Below are 17,642 nucleotides of genomic sequence, written 5' to 3'. Positions count from 1 at the left end.
ACTGTTTCGAATCACAGGACTCCTGACCGCAACACGTCACCGGCCAACCCGACGACCACCGGGACGATGCCCAGACACAGAAACGCGGGCAGATAGCACAGCCCCAGCGGTCCGGCGATCAACACCGACGCGCGTTCGGCCGCCGCCCGGGCGCCGGCCGCGGCGTCGTCGCGGGTTCGGGCGGCCAGGTCGGTGATGCCGTCGGCCAGCGCGGCACCCGATGCGGCCGAGCGGCGCGCCAACCGCAGCAGCGCATCGGTGTGCTGGTCCCGGTGTGCGGTGGGGTCCGACCACGCCACCGCCGGATCCGCGCCCAGCGCCAGCAGATCGGCGGCCCGCGTCAGCACCCGGCCCAGGTGCGGCGGAGCCAACGTCGCCGACACCGCCGCCGCCGTCGACACCGCCATACCGGAACGCAGGCACGCGGCGAAGACGTCGAGCGCGGAAGCGGCGGCCAACGGATCTTTACCGTGATCGCGGTGCGGCTGAACCGGTTTCGACGCCGCGGGGGCCAGCCTGGGCGTTGCGCCCGGACCGACCAGCATGGCCGCCGCCAACAACAGCGCCGCGGCCGTCACGTCGCAACCCGATCGGTGATGCGGTCCGACCACGCCAGCCCGGCGCACGCCAGCGCGACACCGATGGCCAACAGCCACTGCCCCGCGCCGTCGGAGCACAGGAAGCGCAGCGGATCGGCGCCGATCAACTGGCCGAGGCCGATGCCGAGCACCGGCAGTCCGGCCAGCACCGCGGCGGTGGTGCGCGCGCCCGCCATGGCGGCGGTGACCTGAGCCGAGAAGCGTTCCCGCTCAACGATGTCGCTGTGGGCGGTGTGCATCAGCGTCGCGATCGCCAGGCCGTGCGCCTGCGCCAGCTGCCAACACAGCGCGAGACGTTCCCAGTGCGTCGACAGCGCCGAGCGCGCCGCGACGCTGCGCAACCCCGCGGCGACGTCGCCACCCATCCGGGCCCGCGCGGCGACGGTACGCAGCGACGCCGCCACACCGCCATCTACCTCTTTGGCGGCCGTGGCGAACGCGGCCGCCGGGTGCGCGCCGACGCGAAGTTCGCCGACGAGCACGTCCAGCGCGCCCTGCAGGGCGACGGCCTCGGCCGCACTGTTTTGTTTGCGGACCCGGCGTCGACGGCGCACCTCCACGGTGGTGGCGACGATCGCGGCGGCCACCACGATGCCCAGCGGCGCGATGACCGCCACCACCAACGCGCTGACCACCAGCCACGTCGGCCTCAGGAACGTTGTCCATGCCGGGCGTTGTGCGCGGCGGCGCAATGCCACGTGGCGGGCCGGTTCGGGGGCGATCACCAGGGCGAGCGCGAGCGCCAGGGCCGCCGCGCTCATCCTCGCCGCCGGTCGTCGATCAGGCGTCGCAGCTGCTCTGCACCGCACCCGGGCCCGCGGTCGACGTGCCAGGCCGCGACGGCCTGCACCCTGGCGTCGGGACCCCGCTCGAGCACCGAGATCTCGGTCAGCCTGCGGCGTCCGGCGCGGTCACGGCTGACGTGCACAACCACCTGGACCGCGGCGGCGAGTTGGCTGTGCAGCGCGGCGCGGTCGAGTCCGCCGAGACCGGCCAGCGCCTCGAGCCGGGCCGGCACCTCGGCGGGGCTGTTGGCGTGCACGGTGCCCGCACCGCCGTCGTGGCCGGTGTTGAGCGCCGCGAGCAGGTCGACCACTTCGGCACCGCGCACCTCGCCGACCACGATGCGGTCGGGCCTCATCCGCAACGCCTGCTTCACCAAGTCGCGCACGGTCACCTCGCCGACCCCCTCGACGTTGGGGCAGCGGGCCACGAGCTTCACCAGGTGTGGATGGGCGGGGGCGAGTTCGGCGGCATCCTCGACGCAGACGATGCGTTCGTCGGCGGGCACGGCACCCAGCAGCGCCGACAACAGCGTTGTCTTGCCCGCGCCCGTGCCGCCTGAGATCAGCATGGCCAGGCGCGCGCCGACGATGTCGTCGAGCAGCGCCGCGGCGACCGGTTCGATGGCGCCGGCCCGGATCAGTGCGGCCAGATCCTGGGTCGCGGGCCGCAACACGCGCAGCGAAAGACACGTCCCGCCGACGGCGACCGGCGGCAGCACCGCGTGCAACCGCACGCTGAACTCACCGGTGCCCAACCCGTGCAGTTGGCCGTCCACCCACGGCTGGGCCTCATCGAGGCGCCGGCCCGCCGCCAACGCCAACCGCTGAGCCAGCCTGCGCACGGCGGTCTCGTCGGCGAACCGGATCGTGCTGCGACGCAACCCTGCCCCGTCGTCCACCCACACCGCATCAGGCGCTGTCACCAGAACGTCGGTGGTGCCCTCGGCGCACAGCAGCGGCTCCAGCACCCCGGCGCCGGTCAACTCGGTCTGTACCGCCCGCAGCCCGCGCAGCACCTCGCTGTCGCCGAGCAGGCCACCCGATTCGGCGCGGATCGCGTCGGCGACCACATCGGGGCGCAGCGGCGCCGACTCGGCCGCCAGGCGTTCACGGACCCGGTCGATCAGCGAGGCGCTCATCCGGCGGCCGCCACCGGATGCTCGCGCAGCACGGTCAGCACCCGCCCCGCGGCCAGCGCGAGCGGGGATCGTCGACGCAACCGCAGGCCGTCGGACTCCAGGATGCGCGCCACCGACGGCTGCGGACGCATCGCGGCCAACAACGGCAACTCGACGATCTCGGCGACCTGACGCGACTGCAGACCGCCCGGCGCAGGACCACGCACCACCAGGCCCGCGTTCGGGTTGACGGTCATGACCCACCGCGCCACCGTGGCCGCCGCCGCACAGGACCGCACGTCGGCGGGGACGACGACAACGACGAGATCGGCGGATGCCAACGCGGTTTCGGCGGCCGTCGTCGATCGTCTTGGAACGTCGCAGACCACCGTCACCCCGCCGCGGCTGCCCGCGTCGATCACCGAGCCCAAGGGGGCTGGGTCGATGTCGCCGCCGGCGCGGGTGCATGACAGCACCGTCACGCCGTGGCGGTGCGGCAGCGCGTCACGCAGCGCGGCGTAGGTGAGCCTGCCGCCCTGCAGCATCAGGTCCGGCCAGCGCAGCCCGGGCACGGCTTCGCTACCCAACACCAGGTCGATCCCGCCGCTCCACGGGTCGGCGTCGACGAGCATTGCTCCTGAGGCGTGAGTGACCTGTGTTGCTGTGCGGGCGAGTGCGGTAGCGAACACCGAAGCCCCTGCGCCGCCCCGGCCGGCGAGGACCGCGACCACGGCTCCGCGGGGTGCGTCCTCACGTACCTGTTCGGCGGCATCGGCCAACTCCGCCATCAGCTCGGCGTCCTGGTCGGGCAGCGCGATCACCCGTTGTGCACCGACCGCGATCGCGGCTTCCCACTCGGCGGCGACCGGTTCGGACCGGCCCACCAAAACGACGCGGGCACGCCGGGGCAGGGCCCGCTCGGCACAGCAGCGGGCGGCCCCGAGATCGAGCAGCACGGCCGCCGCGCCGGTCCACACTTTGCGGCTCGACGGCTCGGAGGCATACACGGCGTGCAGGCCCACCGCGGCGCAGACCCGGTCGATATCGGCCCGCAGGGTGGGGTCGTGGATCAGCGCCAGGATGCCGTTGGGTGCGACCATGGGGCAACCATTGCGGCAAACCCGACACCGCGCCATGGGTGCACCGCAGATCTGTGGATGGGTTCGTCGTTGGGGATAACGCCCACATCGGCAGCGCCGCGAAAACCGCATTCCGCAACCACGGATAACTGCGCTGCTTATCCGCTATGCGAAAGGTCCCGGAAAAAGAGACGACCCCCGCCAGGGGGGGAGGAGGCGGAGGTCGTCGTGTATCAGCCCCGGGGGGTCGGGCTGATGCACACCCGACACAAGCCGGGTAAGGCTCACTATACACACGCCAGTACGGAGGTACGCAAGAGTTGCTTGCCGAAGAAAGCTGCGGAAACGCGAAAGGTTACAGTCACCGCCACGTGTCGTGAACTGCCAGTTTGTACAGACGCCTCGCTGGTGTCACGCGCGGGCACCTATGCTGGCGCCGTGACAGGACTGCAACCGCCGACCGGACGGTCGACAGTTCCGCAACCGGCCCAGTCGGCAGCCGAGCCCCTGAAAACCGCTGCGTTCTTCGACCTCGACAAGACGGTGATCGCGAAATCGAGCACTTTGGCTTTCAGCAAACCCTTCTTCGCCCAAGGGCTAATCAATCGGCGAACCGTCCTCAAGTCCGCCTACGCCCAGTTCCTGTTCCTGATGTCGGGCGCCGACCACGATCAGATGGACCGGATGCGCGCGTACCTGACCAACATGTGCACCGGCTGGGATGTCGAGCAGGTGAAGTCGATCGTCGGCGAGACGCTGCACGAGGTCGTCAACCCGTTGGTGTTCGCAGAAGCCGCCGATCTGATCGCCGATCACAAGCTCTGCGGCCGCGACGTGGTCATAGTCTCGGCGTCCGGTGAGGAAATCGTCGCGCCGATCGCGCGGGCGCTCGGCGCTACCCACGCCATGGCCACGCGGATGGTCGTCGAGGACGGCCGCTACACCGGCGAAATCGCCTTCTACTGCTACGGCGAAGGCAAAGTTGAGGCGATTCGCCAGCTCGCCTCCACCGAGGGCTACGCCCTGGAGCATTGCTACGCCTACACCGACTCGATCACCGATCTGCCGATGCTCGAAATCGTCGGCCACCCGGCCGTGGTAAACCCGGATCGCACGTTGCGCAAAGAAGCCACCGCGCGCAACTGGCCGGTGCTCACGTTCTCCAAACCGGTGTCGCTGCGCGACCGCATCCCCGCGCCGTCGGGCGCCGCGGTCGCCACCACCGCAGCGGTCGGGGTGAGCGCGTTGGCGGCTGGCGCACTTACCTATTCGCTGCTGCGACGCTTCGCATTCTGAGCCGTCCGGGCACCCGGTTTCGCGATCCGTAACGATCCGGACCCGGTGCCGGTTTTAGCCCTTGCTGTGACCGCGGTCACGGGGTACAAATGGAAGCACGGAAGCTTGGCAAGGCCAAGGCCGAGCCGGAAGAGAAGGCTCGGACTCCCGAACCAGGCTCCCTAGCGCGGATCCCGGCACCCACGCGGAGCACATGCCGCGAAATAGGCAAAAGTGTTGCGGGCCTGCGTATTTGCGAGAAGCGGACGGCGGGAGTTCCCCACGGGAATGCCCACGATGACCCTTTGGGTGGGGTCGCAGCCGAAGCGCATCGACAAGACGCCGAGGCCACCCACGCAGCCCACCACAGCACGCTTGGTAACCGGGCCCCCGCGCTAGCGGGCGGCGAGCCGAATCACTCGGATCGCCGCCCGCTTCACGTTGTTGTTCTACAGACGTTGTTCTACAAACGCCTACGAACCCATCGCCTGCGCGATCGACAACGCTTCGCGCGCACCGGCGTGCAGCGCCCGGCAACTCAACAACAGCCACGCCGCCAGGCCGTCCGGCGTCCCGGACGAGAAGCCGCGTGCGGCGGCCGTGTAGTCACCGGACTGCCGCATCAGATAGACCTCCGGCACGCCCAGCCCGTGCGGATCGAGGCCGCTGGCCATGGTCACCAACCGCGACGCCGCCCGGGCCACCACACCGTCGGCGCTGCCGAACGGGGCGAGCGTCAGCAGTTCACCGTGCGCGACGGCGGCCAGGATCGCGGCGGGCACCCGCGTGCCGCCCGTGACGATGTCGGCCAGCAGTGCAAGCCGGTCGCCGACGTCGGCGTCGGCGCGGGGACGCCCGAGGCGGTCGTCGTCGACAAGGTCGGCGGCCGCCAACGCGTGCAGCCGGGCCAGCGCCTGCAGCGGCGCGCGCCGCCACACCCGCACCAGCGTGGTATCGCCGCCCTCCAGCGCTTCGGACACCCGGATCGCACCGGCGAGCACGGGGTCGATGTCGTCGCCGTCGCCCAACTTCAACGAGCCGCCGTCGAGCACCGACGACGCCCGCGCACCGCGCAGCGCGGACTCCGCGGCGGTCGCGGGCCAGCCGCGCAAGTTGGTGCGGTGCCGGTGCGCGCGGCCCAGCGCCTCGCCCGCTTCCTCGCACTCCTGCGCCACCCCCGGCAGCTCGACGAGCGGGGCCAATGGATCGGCGGAAGGGGTCACGGCAGCCCACGCTAGCCGAACCGACACCTGCCTCAGCCGCCGCGTATCGCAGGCCCGCCCGTACGTTGTGACATGCTCACCGCGCGTCGCGTTCGGTGACTACCCTCACAGGCATGACCGAGACGCACACCGAAGCACCCGCCGTCTATCCGCCCTCCCAGGAGTTCGCCGCCCAGTCGAACGCGACGGCCGAGATGTATGAAGAGGCCGAGCGCGACCGGTTGGCGTTCTGGGCCAAACAGGCCGAGCGACTGCACTGGGCCACCCCGTTCACCGAGGTGCTGGACTGGTCGGACGCACCGTTCGCGAAGTGGTTCGTGGGCGGCAAGCTCAACGTCGCCTACAACTGCGTGGACCGCCACGTCGAGGCCGGCCACGGTGACCGGGTAGCGCTGCACTGGGAGGGTGAGCCGGTCGGCGACAGCCGCTCGATCACCTACGCCGAACTGCAGGAGCAGGTGTGCAAGGCGGCCAACGCGTTGACCGATCTCGGTCTTGTCACCGGCGATCGCGTGGCGATCTACATGCCGATGGTCCCGGAGGCACTCGTCGCGATGCTGGCGTGCGCGCGGTTGGGCGTGCTGCATTCGGTGGTGTTCGCCGGCTTCTCGAGTTCCGCGCTGGCCGCGCGCATCCAGGACGCCGAAGCCAAGGTGGTGATCACCTCCGACGGCCAATACCGGCGCGGGCAGGCGATGTCGCTGAAGGAGGGCGCCGATCAGGCGGTGGCCGACCAGCCGTCGGTGCAGCACGTGCTGGTCGTGCGGCGCTGCGGGATCGACGTGCCGTGGACCGAGGGTCGCGACGTGTGGTGGCACGACGTCGTCGACAGCGCCTCGCCCGAGCACACCCCCGACGCGTTCGACTCCGAGCATCCGCTGTTTCTGCTCTACACCTCGGGCACGACGGGCAAGCCGAAGGGGATCGTCCACACCACCGGCGGCTTCTTGACCCAGGCCGCCTACACCCAGCACTACGTGTTCGATTCCAAACCCGAATCCGACGTGTACTGGTGCACCGCCGACATCGGCTGGGTCACCGGGCACAGCTACATCGTGTTCGGCCCGCTGGCCAACGGCGCCACCCAGGTGGTCTACGAGGGCACGCCCAACTCGCCCAACGAGCATCGGCACTTCGAGATCATCGAAAAGTACGGTGTCACGGTCTATTACACGGCACCGACGTTGATCCGAACGTTCATGAAGTGGGGCCGTGAGATTCCCGACGCCCACGATCTGTCCAGCCTGCGGCTGCTGGGCTCGGTCGGCGAGCCGATCAACCCCGAGGCGTGGCGGTGGTATCGCAAGGTGATCGGCGCGGACAAGACACCGGTGGTCGACACCTGGTGGCAGACCGAGACCGGCGCCATCATGATCTCCCCGCTGCCCGGTGTGACGGCGGCCAAGCCGGGTGCGGCGATGGCGGCGCTGCCGGGCATCTCCGCGCAGATCGTCGACGAGGACGGCCAGCGCATCCCGCCCAGCCCGCCCGACGCCGAACCGGTCACCGGTTACCTGGTGCTCGACCAGCCCTGGCCGGCGATGCTGCGGGGCATCTGGAACGACCCGGAGCGCTACAAGGACACCTACTGGAAGCGGTTCGAAAAGCAGGGGTGGTACTTCGCCGGCGACGGGGCGCGCTACGACGCCGACGGCGACATCTGGGTGCTGGGCCGCATCGACGACGTGATGAACGTGTCCGGACACCGCATTTCGACCGCGGAGGTGGAGTCGGCGCTCGTCGGGCACCAGAACGTCGCCGAGGCCGCCGTGGTGGGCGCCAGCGATGCGCAGACCGGACAGGCCATCTGCGCGTTCGTCATCCTGGAGGCGCACGCCAAGTCCAGCGGCGACGAGATGGTCGACGTGTTGCGCGAGCAGGTCGCCAAGGAGATCGGAAAGATCGCCCGGCCCCGCGAAATCCACGTCGTACCCGAGCTGCCCAAGACCCGCAGCGGCAAGATCATGCGTCGGCTGTTGCGCGACGTCGCCGAGGGCCGCGAACTCGGTGATACCTCAACCCTGGTGGACCCCAGCGTCTTCGAGAACATCCGGACCAGCAAGTAGGCGCGCTACGACGCACCGATCGGGACGAACCCCGTACCCGGCCGGTTCTTGGCGGTGATGTCGGCCAGCTGCGTGTTGAACGACATCGTCACCGCGGGCGTGTGCAGTGGGATGTACTTGATGACGCAGGTCGGCAGGGTTTCGGAGAACGCGCCGTGGATCATGCCGACGAGCCGGTTGTTGACGGTGACGGGTGCGCCGGAGTCGCCGGGCTGACCGCACACCTGGTTGACGATCGTGCCGGGTTCGGTGCCCGGGCCCCACGTCACCCCGCAGGAGTAGCCGGTGGTGCGGCCCAGCTTGCAGGCGATGTCGCCGACGACAGGGTCGGGGCCGAGCCCGTCGATCTGGAACCCGTCGATGTTGTTGACCGGTCGCACCTTGGCAGGGTCGAACTGGATGACCGCGTAATCCAGCGCGTCGTTGCCGGCGACCATCGTGCCCACCACACCGGCGTTCGGCGCGGTTTCGGCCGCCACCTGCGCTCCGGGTCCGCCGCAGTGCGCGGAGGTGAAGCCGATCAGGTTGCCGCGGTTGTCGTGGCCGATCGCGGTCAGCGTGCACAGCGTCTCGTCATTGACGACCAGACCCGACCCGCCGCCCAGCACCACCGGGTCGGCGGCGTAGGCGGCGGGAGCGAACGCGACAAGTCCCATCAGCCCGGCAAGGGCGACGAACGTTGTAGCAAGACGACGCAGGCAGCGGCCGCTGGTCCTCAAAGATGTCTCCTCATTCGCGAGCCCGACCTGCCGTGCTGGAACCCGGTCAGTCTATCGCCGGTGGGCCCGCGGTTGGCCGCACGCCACATGCCACCACCCGACATGGCAACATGAACCGCGACCGATAGCCGAGGCGGGAGGAACTGTCCGTGAGCGATCGCAGCAATGGCGCGCCGACCACCGTGACGTCGATACCACTGGTCGACCCGCACGCCGCCAAGGCCGACCCGTCGATCGGTGACCTGGTCAAGGACGCCACGACACAGGTATCGACGCTGGTACGCGCGGAGGTCGAACTCGCCAAGGCCGAGATCACCCGCGACGTCAAGAAGGGCTTGACCGGCAGCGTCTACTTCATCCTGGCGCTGGTGGTGCTGTTCTACTCCACGTTCTTCTTCTTCTTTTTCGTCGCCGAACTGCTCGACACCTGGATCTGGCGCTGGGCGGCGTTTTTGATCGTGTTCGGCATCATGGTCGTGGTCACCGCGATCTTCGGCCTACTCGGCTACCTCAAGGTGCGGCGCATCCGCGGTCCGCAGCAGACCATCGAATCGGTCAAGGAAATCCCCGAAGCGCTGACCCCGGGCCATGACAAGGCCAAGACCGCCGCCGGCGACGGTAAGCCGGCGACCGACCCATCAGGCTGGTAATGCCCTCCGGGCCACCGCCCGATCCGTCGGTAGTCCGAATCGACGGCCCATGGCGTCATCGTGATGTGCACGCCAACGGAATTCGCTTCCACGTCGTGGAGGCCGACTCCCCCGACGCGTCCACGACGCCCTGGTCTGATGCGGCTCCGGCAACCGAGCGGCCGCTGGTCATCCTGCTGCACGGATTCGGGTCGTTCTGGTGGTCGTGGCGCCACCAGTTGCGCGGGCTGACCGGCGCGCGGGTGGTGGCCGTGGACCTGCGCGGCTACGGCGGCAGCGACAAACCGCCGCGCGGCTACGACGGCTGGACCCTGGCCGGTGACACCGCCGGCCTGGTGCGCGCGCTCGGCCACAACGAGGCCACGCTGGTCGGCCACGCCGACGGCGGGCTGGTCTGTTGGGCCACCGCGGTACTGCACCCGCGCGCGGTGCGGGCGATCGCCGTGGTCAGCTCACCGCATCCGGTCGCCCTCCGCGCCTCGGTGCTGCGGCGGCGCGACCAGCGCGCGGCGCTGCTGCCGTGGCTGCTGCGCTACCAGGTGCCGATGTGGCCCGAGCGGGCGTTGACCCGGCACGACGCCGGGGAACTGGAACGTCTGGTGCGCAGCAGGGCTGGCGCGAAATGGGTTGCCTCAGAAGATTATTCCGAGACCATCGGCCATCTGCGGCGCGCGTTCCAGATCCCGTCGGCGGCGCATTCGGCGCTGGAGTACCAGCGCTGGGCCGTGCGCAGCCAGCTGCGGGGCGAGGGGCGACGGTTCATGCAGTCGATGCGGCGCCCGATCAACGTTCCCGTGCTGCACCTGCGCGGGGACGCCGACCCGTACGTGCTGGCCGATCCGGTGTATCGCACCCAGCACTACGCGCCGCACGGCCGCTACGTATCGATCGCCGGCGCAGGCCATTTCGCCCACGAGGAGGCGCCGGAAGCGGTCAACGAGCAACTGTCGCGCTTTGTGGCGCAGGTGTACCGCGCTAGGTGATGCAGGTGCCGGTGGTCACGCGTTCGGTGTTGCCGACCGCGGCGAGTTGACGCGACACCTCGTTGGCGGTCAGCACGAACCCGGTGTCGGCGTCGTCCACCGCGGCGCCGAACACCACGCCCAGCACGTTTCCGTCCCGGTCGATCATCGGTCCACCTGAATTGCCTTGCCGCACAGTGCCTCTGATCGTGTACACCTCGCGTTCCACCGTGTTGGTGCGGTAGATGTCGGGTCCGCTGAGCTTGATGATCTCGCGCACCCGGGCCGGTGTCGCGACGAAGTCACCGCCACCGGGATAACCCATCACGATCGCGTCGGTTCCCGTCGACGCCGGCGTCTCGGCGAACCGCAGCGGCTCGGACGCCAGGCCGGGCACGTCGAGGATCGAGATGTCGGCGTCGGGATCGTAGGACACCACATACGCCTCGTAGGTCCGGCCGTCGGCCTCGATCGTGACGCTGTCGGAACCGGCCACCACGTGCGCGTTCGACATCACCCGGTCGGGCTCCACGACGAATCCGCTGCCCTCTAACACCTTCTGGCAGCCCGGCGCGACACCGCGGATCTTCACCACGCTGGGCCGCGCCGCCGCAACGACGGGGTCGACGGCCAGCGCGGCGTCGGGGGCGTCGACGGCCACGATCGGGGTGCGCCCGAACGGCTGCAGCACGTCGGGCAGGCCCGAGGTGTCCAACAGCGCCGACAGCCGCGCAGGCACCTGCCTCAGCCAGTCCGGTGCGAGGTCGTTGACCTCCTTGAGCACCTGCGAGCCGCGCACCGCGGCGGCCAGGTTGGGCTGATCCGACGTCTGCAGCGGATAGGTCAGCATCCAGGCGGCCACCAGCACCGCGACGATTTGCAGCGCCACCCCGATCAGGGAGTCGATGGCGCGTAGCCCGCCGTTGCGGATGGCGCCGCGCACCGCGCGGCCCAGCACGACGCCGGCGATCTCGCCGACGACCACCAGGGCAAGGATCAGGAACAACGTCACGAACAGCTTGGTGCGGGGGCCGTCGATGTTGGCGACCAGGTGGGGCGCGAGCAGCACACCGGCCACCGCCCCGAGCACCACGCCGAGGAAAGACAGCAGCGAACCGAGCGCCCCCGAGCGCCATCCGGAGATACCGGCGATGAAGGCGACGGCGAGGACAACGAGGTCGAGCCACTGCGACGAAGTCATGGTTGGGTTTCACCGTAACTTGAGGAGTCGCCGACGAGCGCCATTGCCTCGTCGAGTTCGCGCACGTCGTCGGTGTTCCACGGACGCGACCAGCCGGCGACGTCGAGCATCGCCGAGATCACCTGGCCGGTGAACCCCCACACCAGCATCTCGTGGAGCAGAAACGCCGGCCCGGCCAGCCGGCGGGTGTTTTCCTTGCGGTACACCATGATCCGGTTCTTGGGGTTGATGAACGCCCGCAACGGAACCCGGGCGACGTGCGCGGTTTCCCCTTCGTCGACGACGGTGACCGGGCCGGGGTCCGGCGAGTACGCCAGCACCGGTACGACATGGAAGCCCGAGGGCGGGATGAACAGCCGTTCCAGCGTGGCGATCGGGTGTAGCCGCCGGACGTCGATGCCGGTCTCTTCGTTGGCCTCGCGCAGCGCGGTGTGCACGGGGGTGAGGTCGCCGGGGTCGGCGGCGCCGCCGGGGAACGCGGCCTGTCCGGCGTGGTGGCGCAGCGTGGTGGCGCGGACGGTGACCAACAGGTCCACATCCTGCGGCACCCCGTCGCCGGGTGCCTGCGGCGGGCCGGAGAACAGCACCAGCACCGCGGCGTCGCGGCCGGCGCCGGGCGTCGCGTTGACCCCCATCGCGGCCAGCACTTCGGGGGGCACCCGGCGTCGATAGGCCCGCTTGACCAGGTCGGTGTTGTCGAGCAGCGGTTTGAGCCAGGACGGCGCGGCCTCAGGGGTCAGCGGACTGTCTTCGCGGACCCAGTTCACCCCGGTACTCCTATCGACGGGTTGATCGCTGCGGCGATCTCGTCGGCGTTGTCAAACGAGCGCGGCAGGACGTCGGCCACGCTACCGTCCGCGCGAAGGACCACGGTTGCGGGCATGACGTTCGGTACCCGCAGCGCAGCCGCGATTAACCGGCGACCGTCCTGCAGCGTCGGCAGCCGCACCCCGAGCTCGGCCAGGCGCTCCAGCGCGGCCGACTCGTTCTCGTCCTGATGCACCGTCAGCACGGTGACCTCCTGGCCGACGCGGCGCTGATATTCGGCCATCGCGGGCAGCTCCGCCGCGCACGGCGCGCACCAGTAGGCCCACAGGTTGAGCACCACGGTGCGGCCGGCCAACGCCTCGGCGACGTCGACCATCGCACCGTCACCCGCGCATTCCAGCGTGATGCCGCGCAGGGCCCCCGACGAAACGTCAGGGGAGGCTTCGGGACCGGCGCCGACCCTCGGCGTCGGACACGGCCGAAGGTCCGCACGCGCCCGGGGACCGGCCAGCGTCTCGGCGGTGTCTGCGGCACGGCGGTCGCGGGCGGTGCCCGGCCCGTCGGCGCCGTCGTCGTCGCCGCCGAGCTCACTCCACAGCGCCACGCCGAGGGCGACCAGGATCACCAGCACGGCCACGGTCCACCGGGTCGAGGTGCGCATGTCGTGTCACCCCGGCCGGGCTACAGCCCGGCCAGCGCCAGCAGGTGTTCGGTTTCGGGGCCCTTGACCAGCGGCGCAGCGGTCATCGGGTCGGTCGGTCCGATCCCGTAGGAGGGGCAGTCGTTGGCCAGCACGCACACCCCGCACGCGGGTTTGCGCGCGTGGCAGACCCGGCGGCCGTGAAAGATCACCCGGTGGCTCAGGTCGGTCCACTCCTTGCGCGGGATCAGTTCGCCGACGGCGTGTTCGACCTTGACCGGGTCTTCTTCGGCCGTCCACCGCCACCGCCGCACCAGCCTGCCGAAATGGGTGTCGACGGTGATGCCGGGGATGTCGAATGCGTTGCCGAGGATGACGTTGGCCGTCTTGCGGCCCACCCCGGGCAGCGTGACGAGCTCCTCCATGGTGGCGGGCACCTGGCCGTCGAAGCGCTCGACCAGTTCCTGACCCAGCCGGATCAGCGAGCTGGCTTTGTTCCGGAAGAAGCCGGTGGGCCGGATGAGCTCCTCGAGTTCGGCACGGTCGGCCTGCGCGTAGTCCAGCGCGGTGCGGTAGCGCTTGAACAGCGCCGGGGTGGTGAGGTTGACCCGCTTGTCGGTGCTCTGCGCCGACAGGATCGTGGCGACCGTGAGCTCGAGCGGGTTGGTGAAGTCCAGCTCGCAGTACACATGTGGAAACGCCTGCGCGAGCGTCCGATTCATTCGCCGAGCCCGACGCACGAGGCCGATGCGGGTTTCGCTGTCCCATTTTCGGGCGCGTTTGGCCGCGGCCGCCTTACCCGTTGATGTGTCGCCCACGGTCACATCGGCCAGCCTACTGACGACGTCTGACATCGCCGAACAGCGCTACCGCGGACCGGTGGCAATTTGTAATCCCGCTGAGACCTTGGCCGTGTTTACTTCAGCGGTGTGTCATGGTTGCTGGTCGGATTGATTCCGGGGCTGCTGATGCTGGCAACGTTCGGCCTCGACCGTCTCGAAGCGGGCCTGAACCGAGACACGGTGTCGGCCACCGATGTGGCCACCTTCCTCTCCCGTGCCGGGGCCGCCGACGTCGACACGCGGACCCGCGGGAACCGGATACGGCAACCCGGGCACACCCACGCGCTGACCGGCAACGGTGCGACACCGGATTTGCCCACGCGCTATTACCCACACCGGGCGGTCAATCCTGAGTTTCAGCGGACTCGACATGCCAATCGTGTGTAGCGTGGGCTGGTCGCGAAACGGGGTACCTCTAGACTGATTTCGCTAACCAGGCTAGAGCTCGGCTTTGCGCAGTCATATCACCTAACAGCTTAAGAGGGGCAACGTGGACGAGATCCTGGCGCGGGCCGGAATCTTCCAGGGGGTCGAACCCAGCGCCGTATCCGCGCTGACCAAGCAACTGCAACCCGTCGACTTCCCCCGCGGACACACCGTGTTCGCCGAAGGGGAACCCGGCGACCGGCTGTACATCATCGTGTCGGGGAAGATCAAGATCGGCCGGCGATCGCCGGACGGCCGCGAGAATCTACTCACGATCATGGGGCCGTCGGACATGTTCGGCGAGCTGTCGATCTTCGATCCTGGGCCGCGGACGTCGAGCGCCACCACGATCACCGAGGTGCGCGCCGTGACGATGGACCGCGACGCGCTGCGGGCCTGGATCTCCGACCGCCCGGAGATCGCCGAACAGCTGCTGCGGGTGCTGGCCCGTCGCCTGCGCCGGACCAACAACAACCTGGCCGACCTCATCTTCACCGACGTGCCCGGCCGGGTGGCCAAGCAGTTGCTGCAGCTGGCACAGCGGTTCGGCACCCAGGAGGGCGGCGCGCTGCGCGTGACGCACGACCTGACGCAGGAGGAGATCGCTCAGCTCGTCGGCGCCTCGCGGGAGACGGTCAACAAGGCGCTGGCCGACTTCGCCCACCGCGGCTGGATTCGGTTGGAAGGCAAGAGCGTGCTGATTTCGGACTCCGAACGTCTGGCCCGCCGCGCCCGCTGACCTTCGGCGATTTCGCTAGTTGCGTAGGTAGTCCACCTGGGCCTGGACCGACCATTCGGCCACGTCCCAAAGCTTTTCGTCGACGTCGGTGTAGACGTGTTCGACGATCTGGCGGACGCTGGCGTCCTCACCCAGCTCGCGCAGCGCGCCGCGCACCTGGTCGAGCCGCTCCTCGCGGTGCGCCAGATACATATCGCTGACCGCCGCCAGGTCCGCGAGTTCGGGGCCGTGGCCGGGCAGCACCGTGCGCGCGCCGAGGCCACGCAGCCGCTGCAACGAGTCGAGATACTGCTGCAGGCTGCCGTTCTCCTTGTCGATCACCGTGGTGCCGCGGCCCAGCACCGTGTCGGCGGTCAGCACCGCGTCGTCGAGGACGAACGACACCGAGTCCGCGGTGTGGCCGGGGGTGGCCATCACGGTGATCCGCAGCCCCGCGGCGTCGATGACCTCGCCGTCGGTCAGCGGTCCGCCGAGCCCGCGGAGGAACCCGCTGCCCATCGAGCGCACCACCGCGCCGGTGCGTTCGACGATCTTGTCGATGGCGCCGGTGTGGTCCTCGTGCCGGTGGCTGATCAGGATCAGCGGAATCTCGCCGAGGTCGGCGAGCCGCGCGACGTGCTCGTCGTCGTCCTCGGGCCCCGGGTCGACGAGCACCATCTCGTCGCTGCCGCGCCCGCGCAGCACCCACGTGTTGGTGCCGTCGAGCGTCATCATCCCCGGGTTATCGCACAGCAGCACCGACGCGGTTTCGGTGACCGGCCGCAGAAGCCCGTACGCGGGGTGCTCGAGGGTCACCGGTTCGCTCACGTCAGCTCGACGATCACTTCTACTTCGACCGGCGCATCCAGCGGTAGCGCCGACACCCCGACCGCCGACCGCGCGTGCGCGCCCGCGTCGCCGAAGACCTCACCGAACAGTTCGGAGGCCCCGTTGATCACCCCCGGCTGGCCGTGAAAGCTTGGGGCCGACGCGACGAACCCGACCACCTTGACCACCCGCGCGACCGCGTCGACGCCGGCCAGCGAGTCCACTGCGGCCAAGGCGTTGAGCGCGCACACCCGGGCCAGCGCCTTGGCGTCCTCGGGGCTGACCTCGGCGCCCACCTTGCCGGCCCGCAGCAGCGCGCCGTCCTTCATGGGCAGCTGACCGGCGGTGTAGACCAGGTTTCCGGTGCGCACCGCGGGCACGTAGGCCGCGACGGGAGGCACCACGGCGGGCAGTTCGATGCCCAACTCGGCCAGCCGGGCCGAGGCCTGCTGTCGCCGGCCGGGCGGCTCCGAGGCGGTCATTTCGGTCGTTTGAGATAGGCGACGTGCTGCTCACCGGTCGGCCCGGGTAGCACCGACACCAGTTCCCAGCCGTCCTCGCCCCACTGGTCGAGGATTTGTTTGGTGGCGTGGGTGAGCAACGGGACGGTGGAGTACTCCCAGCGGGTCGGTTCGGTCATATGCCGAGCTTATCGGGCGGTCAAATGAGGCTGCGGGCGTCATGGACGCGCGGACCGGTCGTTTAGCATGCACACGTGGCTTCCACTACCAATGGCGGCAAATCCGTCGGCTGGCCGTCTCGCCTGACCAAGGCGCGCCTGCACTTCATCACCGGCAAGGGCGGCACCGGCAAGTCGACCATCGCCGCAGCCCTGGCGTTGGCCCTGGCGGTCGGCGGCCGCAAGGTGCTGCTGGTGGAAGTCGAAGGGCGCCAAGGGATTGCGCAGTTGTTCGACGTCCCGCCGCTGCCCTACGAAGAGGTCAAGATCGCGACCGCCGACGGCGGCGGTCAGGTCAACGCGCTGGCCATCGACACCGAGGCGGCCTTCCTCGAATACCTCGACATGTTCTACAACCTCGGCCTGGCCGGGCGTGCGATGCGCAGGATCGGCGCGGTGGAGTTCGCGACGACGATCGCACCCGGGCTACGCGACGTGCTGCTCACCGGAAAGATCCGCGAAATCGTCACGCGCGCCGAAAAGGGTAAGCAACCGGTGTACGACGCCATCGTGGTCGACGCGCCGCCGACCGGGCGCATCGCCCGGTTCCTCGACGTCACCAAGGCGGTCTCCGACCTGGCCAAGGGCGGCCCGGTGCACGGGCAGGCCGAAAGCGTGGTCAAGGTGTTGCATTCCGACCTCACCGCGATCCACCTGGTGACGTTGTTGGAGGCGCTGCCCATCCAGGAGACCCTGGAAGCCATCGACGAACTCAAGGCCCTGGACCTGCCGATCGGCAGCGTCATCGTCAACCGCAACATCCCGGCCTATTTGTCACCGCAGGATCTGGCCAAGGCCGCCGAAGGCCACATCGATGCCGACGAGGTCCGAACGACGCTGGCCGATCACGGAATCACATTGTCCGACAGCGATTTCGCGGGTCTGCTCACCGAAACCATCGAGCACGCCACCCGGATCAAGGCGCGCGCCGAGAGCTCTGAGCAACTCGACGCGTTGGACGTGGCGCGCCTCGAGTTGCCGCAAATCGCCGACGGCGTGGATCTGGGCAGCCTCTATGAACTCGCCGAAGTGCTCGCGCAGCAGGGCGTCCGGTAGACGCATCG

General features: G+C 69.5%; 20 protein-coding genes. 7 read left to right on the top strand and 13 right to left on the bottom strand.

From position 1 onward, the window contains the following. Positions 1 to 11 precede the first annotated feature (11 nt). The 4 genes from ABQE93_RS06845 to ssd are packed head-to-tail and all read right to left on the bottom strand — an operon-like array spanning position 12 to position 3,602. Positions 12 to 578, bottom strand: coding sequence for a type II secretion system F family protein (locus ABQE93_RS06845; RefSeq protein WP_448411266.1), 567 nt, complete (start codon positions 576 to 578; stop codon positions 12 to 14). Beyond that, the gene (locus tag ABQE93_RS06840) at positions 575 to 1,360 is read right to left on the bottom strand and encodes a type II secretion system F family protein (RefSeq protein ID WP_448411264.1); all 786 of its coding nucleotides are present in this window, start codon (positions 1,358 to 1,360) and stop codon (positions 575 to 577) included. The genes ABQE93_RS06845 and ABQE93_RS06840 overlap by 4 nt, the downstream gene beginning before the upstream one ends. Beyond that, complete coding sequence (locus tag ABQE93_RS06835) at positions 1,357 to 2,523, bottom strand: TadA family conjugal transfer-associated ATPase (RefSeq protein WP_448411263.1); 1,167 nt, start codon at positions 2,521 to 2,523, stop codon at positions 1,357 to 1,359. Before ABQE93_RS06835 ends, ABQE93_RS06840 begins: the two co-directional genes overlap by 4 nt. Further along, positions 2,520 to 3,602 carry a septum site-determining protein Ssd gene (gene ssd, locus ABQE93_RS06830; RefSeq protein ID WP_448411261.1) on the bottom strand — a complete coding sequence of 361 codons (1,083 nt, stop codon included), beginning with the start codon at positions 3,600 to 3,602 and terminating at the stop codon, positions 2,520 to 2,522. Before ssd ends, ABQE93_RS06835 begins: the two co-directional genes overlap by 4 nt. A 486-nt stretch (positions 3,603 to 4,088) precedes the next feature. Between ssd and ABQE93_RS06825 the strand changes: the two genes are divergently transcribed. After that, positions 4,089 to 4,877 (top strand): HAD-IB family hydrolase, encoded by a 789-nt coding sequence (locus ABQE93_RS06825; RefSeq protein WP_448411419.1) that lies wholly within the window; start codon positions 4,089 to 4,091, stop codon positions 4,875 to 4,877. 452 nt (positions 4,878 to 5,329) lie between these two features. Here the strand turns inward: ABQE93_RS06825 and ABQE93_RS06820 are convergent, their stop codons facing one another. Further along, positions 5,330 to 6,079, bottom strand: a complete 750-nt coding sequence (locus tag ABQE93_RS06820; RefSeq protein WP_448411259.1) for a Fic family protein — start codon at positions 6,077 to 6,079, stop codon at positions 5,330 to 5,332. Between the two features lie 113 nt (positions 6,080 to 6,192). Here ABQE93_RS06820 and acs point away from each other — a divergent pair, with 113 nt between their 5' ends. Then, positions 6,193 to 8,145: an acetate--CoA ligase gene (gene acs, locus ABQE93_RS06815; RefSeq protein ID WP_448411257.1), complete on the top strand. Its 1,953-nt coding sequence runs from the start codon at positions 6,193 to 6,195 to the stop codon at positions 8,143 to 8,145. A 5-nt stretch (positions 8,146 to 8,150) separates the two neighbouring features. On the opposite strand, the gene ABQE93_RS06810 is transcribed toward acs, so the two are convergent. Continuing rightward, on the bottom strand, positions 8,151 to 8,864 hold the full coding sequence (locus ABQE93_RS06810; RefSeq protein ID WP_448411255.1) for a S1 family peptidase: 714 nt from the start codon (positions 8,862 to 8,864) through the stop codon (positions 8,151 to 8,153). Positions 8,865 to 9,007: 143 nt separating this feature from the next. On the opposite strand from ABQE93_RS06810, the gene ABQE93_RS06805 reads away from it, so the two are divergent. Then, positions 9,008 to 9,514 (top strand): phage holin family protein, encoded by a 507-nt coding sequence (locus ABQE93_RS06805; protein ID WP_448392044.1) that lies wholly within the window; start codon positions 9,008 to 9,010, stop codon positions 9,512 to 9,514. Then, positions 9,514 to 10,497, top strand: a complete 984-nt coding sequence (locus ABQE93_RS06800) for an alpha/beta fold hydrolase (RefSeq protein ID WP_448411253.1) — start codon at positions 9,514 to 9,516, stop codon at positions 10,495 to 10,497. The genes ABQE93_RS06805 and ABQE93_RS06800 overlap by 1 nt, the downstream gene beginning before the upstream one ends. Here the strand turns inward: ABQE93_RS06800 and marP are convergent. From marP to nth, 4 genes are read right to left on the bottom strand one after another with little or no spacing between them, the layout of a single operon-like run. Next, positions 10,490 to 11,677: an acid resistance serine protease MarP gene (gene marP, locus ABQE93_RS06795; RefSeq protein WP_448411251.1), complete on the bottom strand. Its 1,188-nt coding sequence runs from the start codon at positions 11,675 to 11,677 to the stop codon at positions 10,490 to 10,492. The two genes, ABQE93_RS06800 and marP, sit on opposite strands and share 8 nt — an antisense overlap. Then, entirely contained in the window at positions 11,674 to 12,444 is a 771-nt protein-coding gene (locus ABQE93_RS06790; RefSeq protein ID WP_448411250.1) for an NUDIX hydrolase, read from the bottom strand. The genes marP and ABQE93_RS06790 overlap by 4 nt, the downstream gene beginning before the upstream one ends. Next, entirely contained in the window at positions 12,441 to 13,106 is a 666-nt protein-coding gene (locus tag ABQE93_RS06785; protein WP_448411248.1) for a TlpA family protein disulfide reductase, read from the bottom strand. The genes ABQE93_RS06790 and ABQE93_RS06785 overlap by 4 nt, the downstream gene beginning before the upstream one ends. Before the next feature lie 20 nt (positions 13,107 to 13,126). Beyond that, positions 13,127 to 13,909 (bottom strand): endonuclease III, encoded by a 783-nt coding sequence (gene nth, locus ABQE93_RS06780; protein ID WP_448411246.1) that lies wholly within the window; start codon positions 13,907 to 13,909, stop codon positions 13,127 to 13,129. 144 nt (positions 13,910 to 14,053) lie between these two features. On the opposite strand from nth, the gene ABQE93_RS06775 reads away from it, so the two are divergent. Together ABQE93_RS06775 and crp are read left to right on the top strand one after the other, a co-directional pair. After that, entirely contained in the window at positions 14,054 to 14,314 is a 261-nt protein-coding gene (locus ABQE93_RS06775) for a hypothetical protein (protein ID WP_448411417.1), read from the top strand. Between the two features lie 103 nt (positions 14,315 to 14,417). Then, a complete protein-coding gene (crp, locus tag ABQE93_RS06770; RefSeq protein ID WP_069405269.1) occupies positions 14,418 to 15,092 on the top strand; it encodes a cAMP-activated global transcriptional regulator CRP in 675 nt (224 codons plus the stop codon). Between the two features lie 15 nt (positions 15,093 to 15,107). On the opposite strand, the gene ABQE93_RS06765 is transcribed toward crp, so the two are convergent. The 3 genes from ABQE93_RS06765 to ABQE93_RS06755 are packed head-to-tail and all read right to left on the bottom strand — an operon-like array spanning position 15,108 to position 16,539. Further along, entirely contained in the window at positions 15,108 to 15,887 is a 780-nt protein-coding gene (locus tag ABQE93_RS06765) for an MBL fold metallo-hydrolase (RefSeq protein WP_448411416.1), read from the bottom strand. Between the two features lie 8 nt (positions 15,888 to 15,895). Next, positions 15,896 to 16,381 (bottom strand): RidA family protein, encoded by a 486-nt coding sequence (locus ABQE93_RS06760; RefSeq protein ID WP_448411244.1) that lies wholly within the window; start codon positions 16,379 to 16,381, stop codon positions 15,896 to 15,898. After that, positions 16,378 to 16,539 carry a Sp36 family protein gene (locus tag ABQE93_RS06755; protein ID WP_109747120.1) on the bottom strand — a complete coding sequence of 54 codons (162 nt, stop codon included), beginning with the start codon at positions 16,537 to 16,539 and terminating at the stop codon, positions 16,378 to 16,380. Before ABQE93_RS06755 ends, ABQE93_RS06760 begins: the two co-directional genes overlap by 4 nt. Before the next feature lie 75 nt (positions 16,540 to 16,614). Between ABQE93_RS06755 and ABQE93_RS06750 the strand changes: the two genes are divergently transcribed. Then, positions 16,615 to 17,634 carry an ATPase BagA gene (locus ABQE93_RS06750; RefSeq protein WP_448411242.1) on the top strand — a complete coding sequence of 340 codons (1,020 nt, stop codon included), beginning with the start codon at positions 16,615 to 16,617 and terminating at the stop codon, positions 17,632 to 17,634. The last annotated feature ends 8 nt before the right edge of the window (positions 17,635 to 17,642 follow it).

This window comes from Mycolicibacterium sp. XJ662 (assembly GCF_053484035.1).
This window is presented reverse-complemented; position numbering and strand designations above follow the sequence as displayed.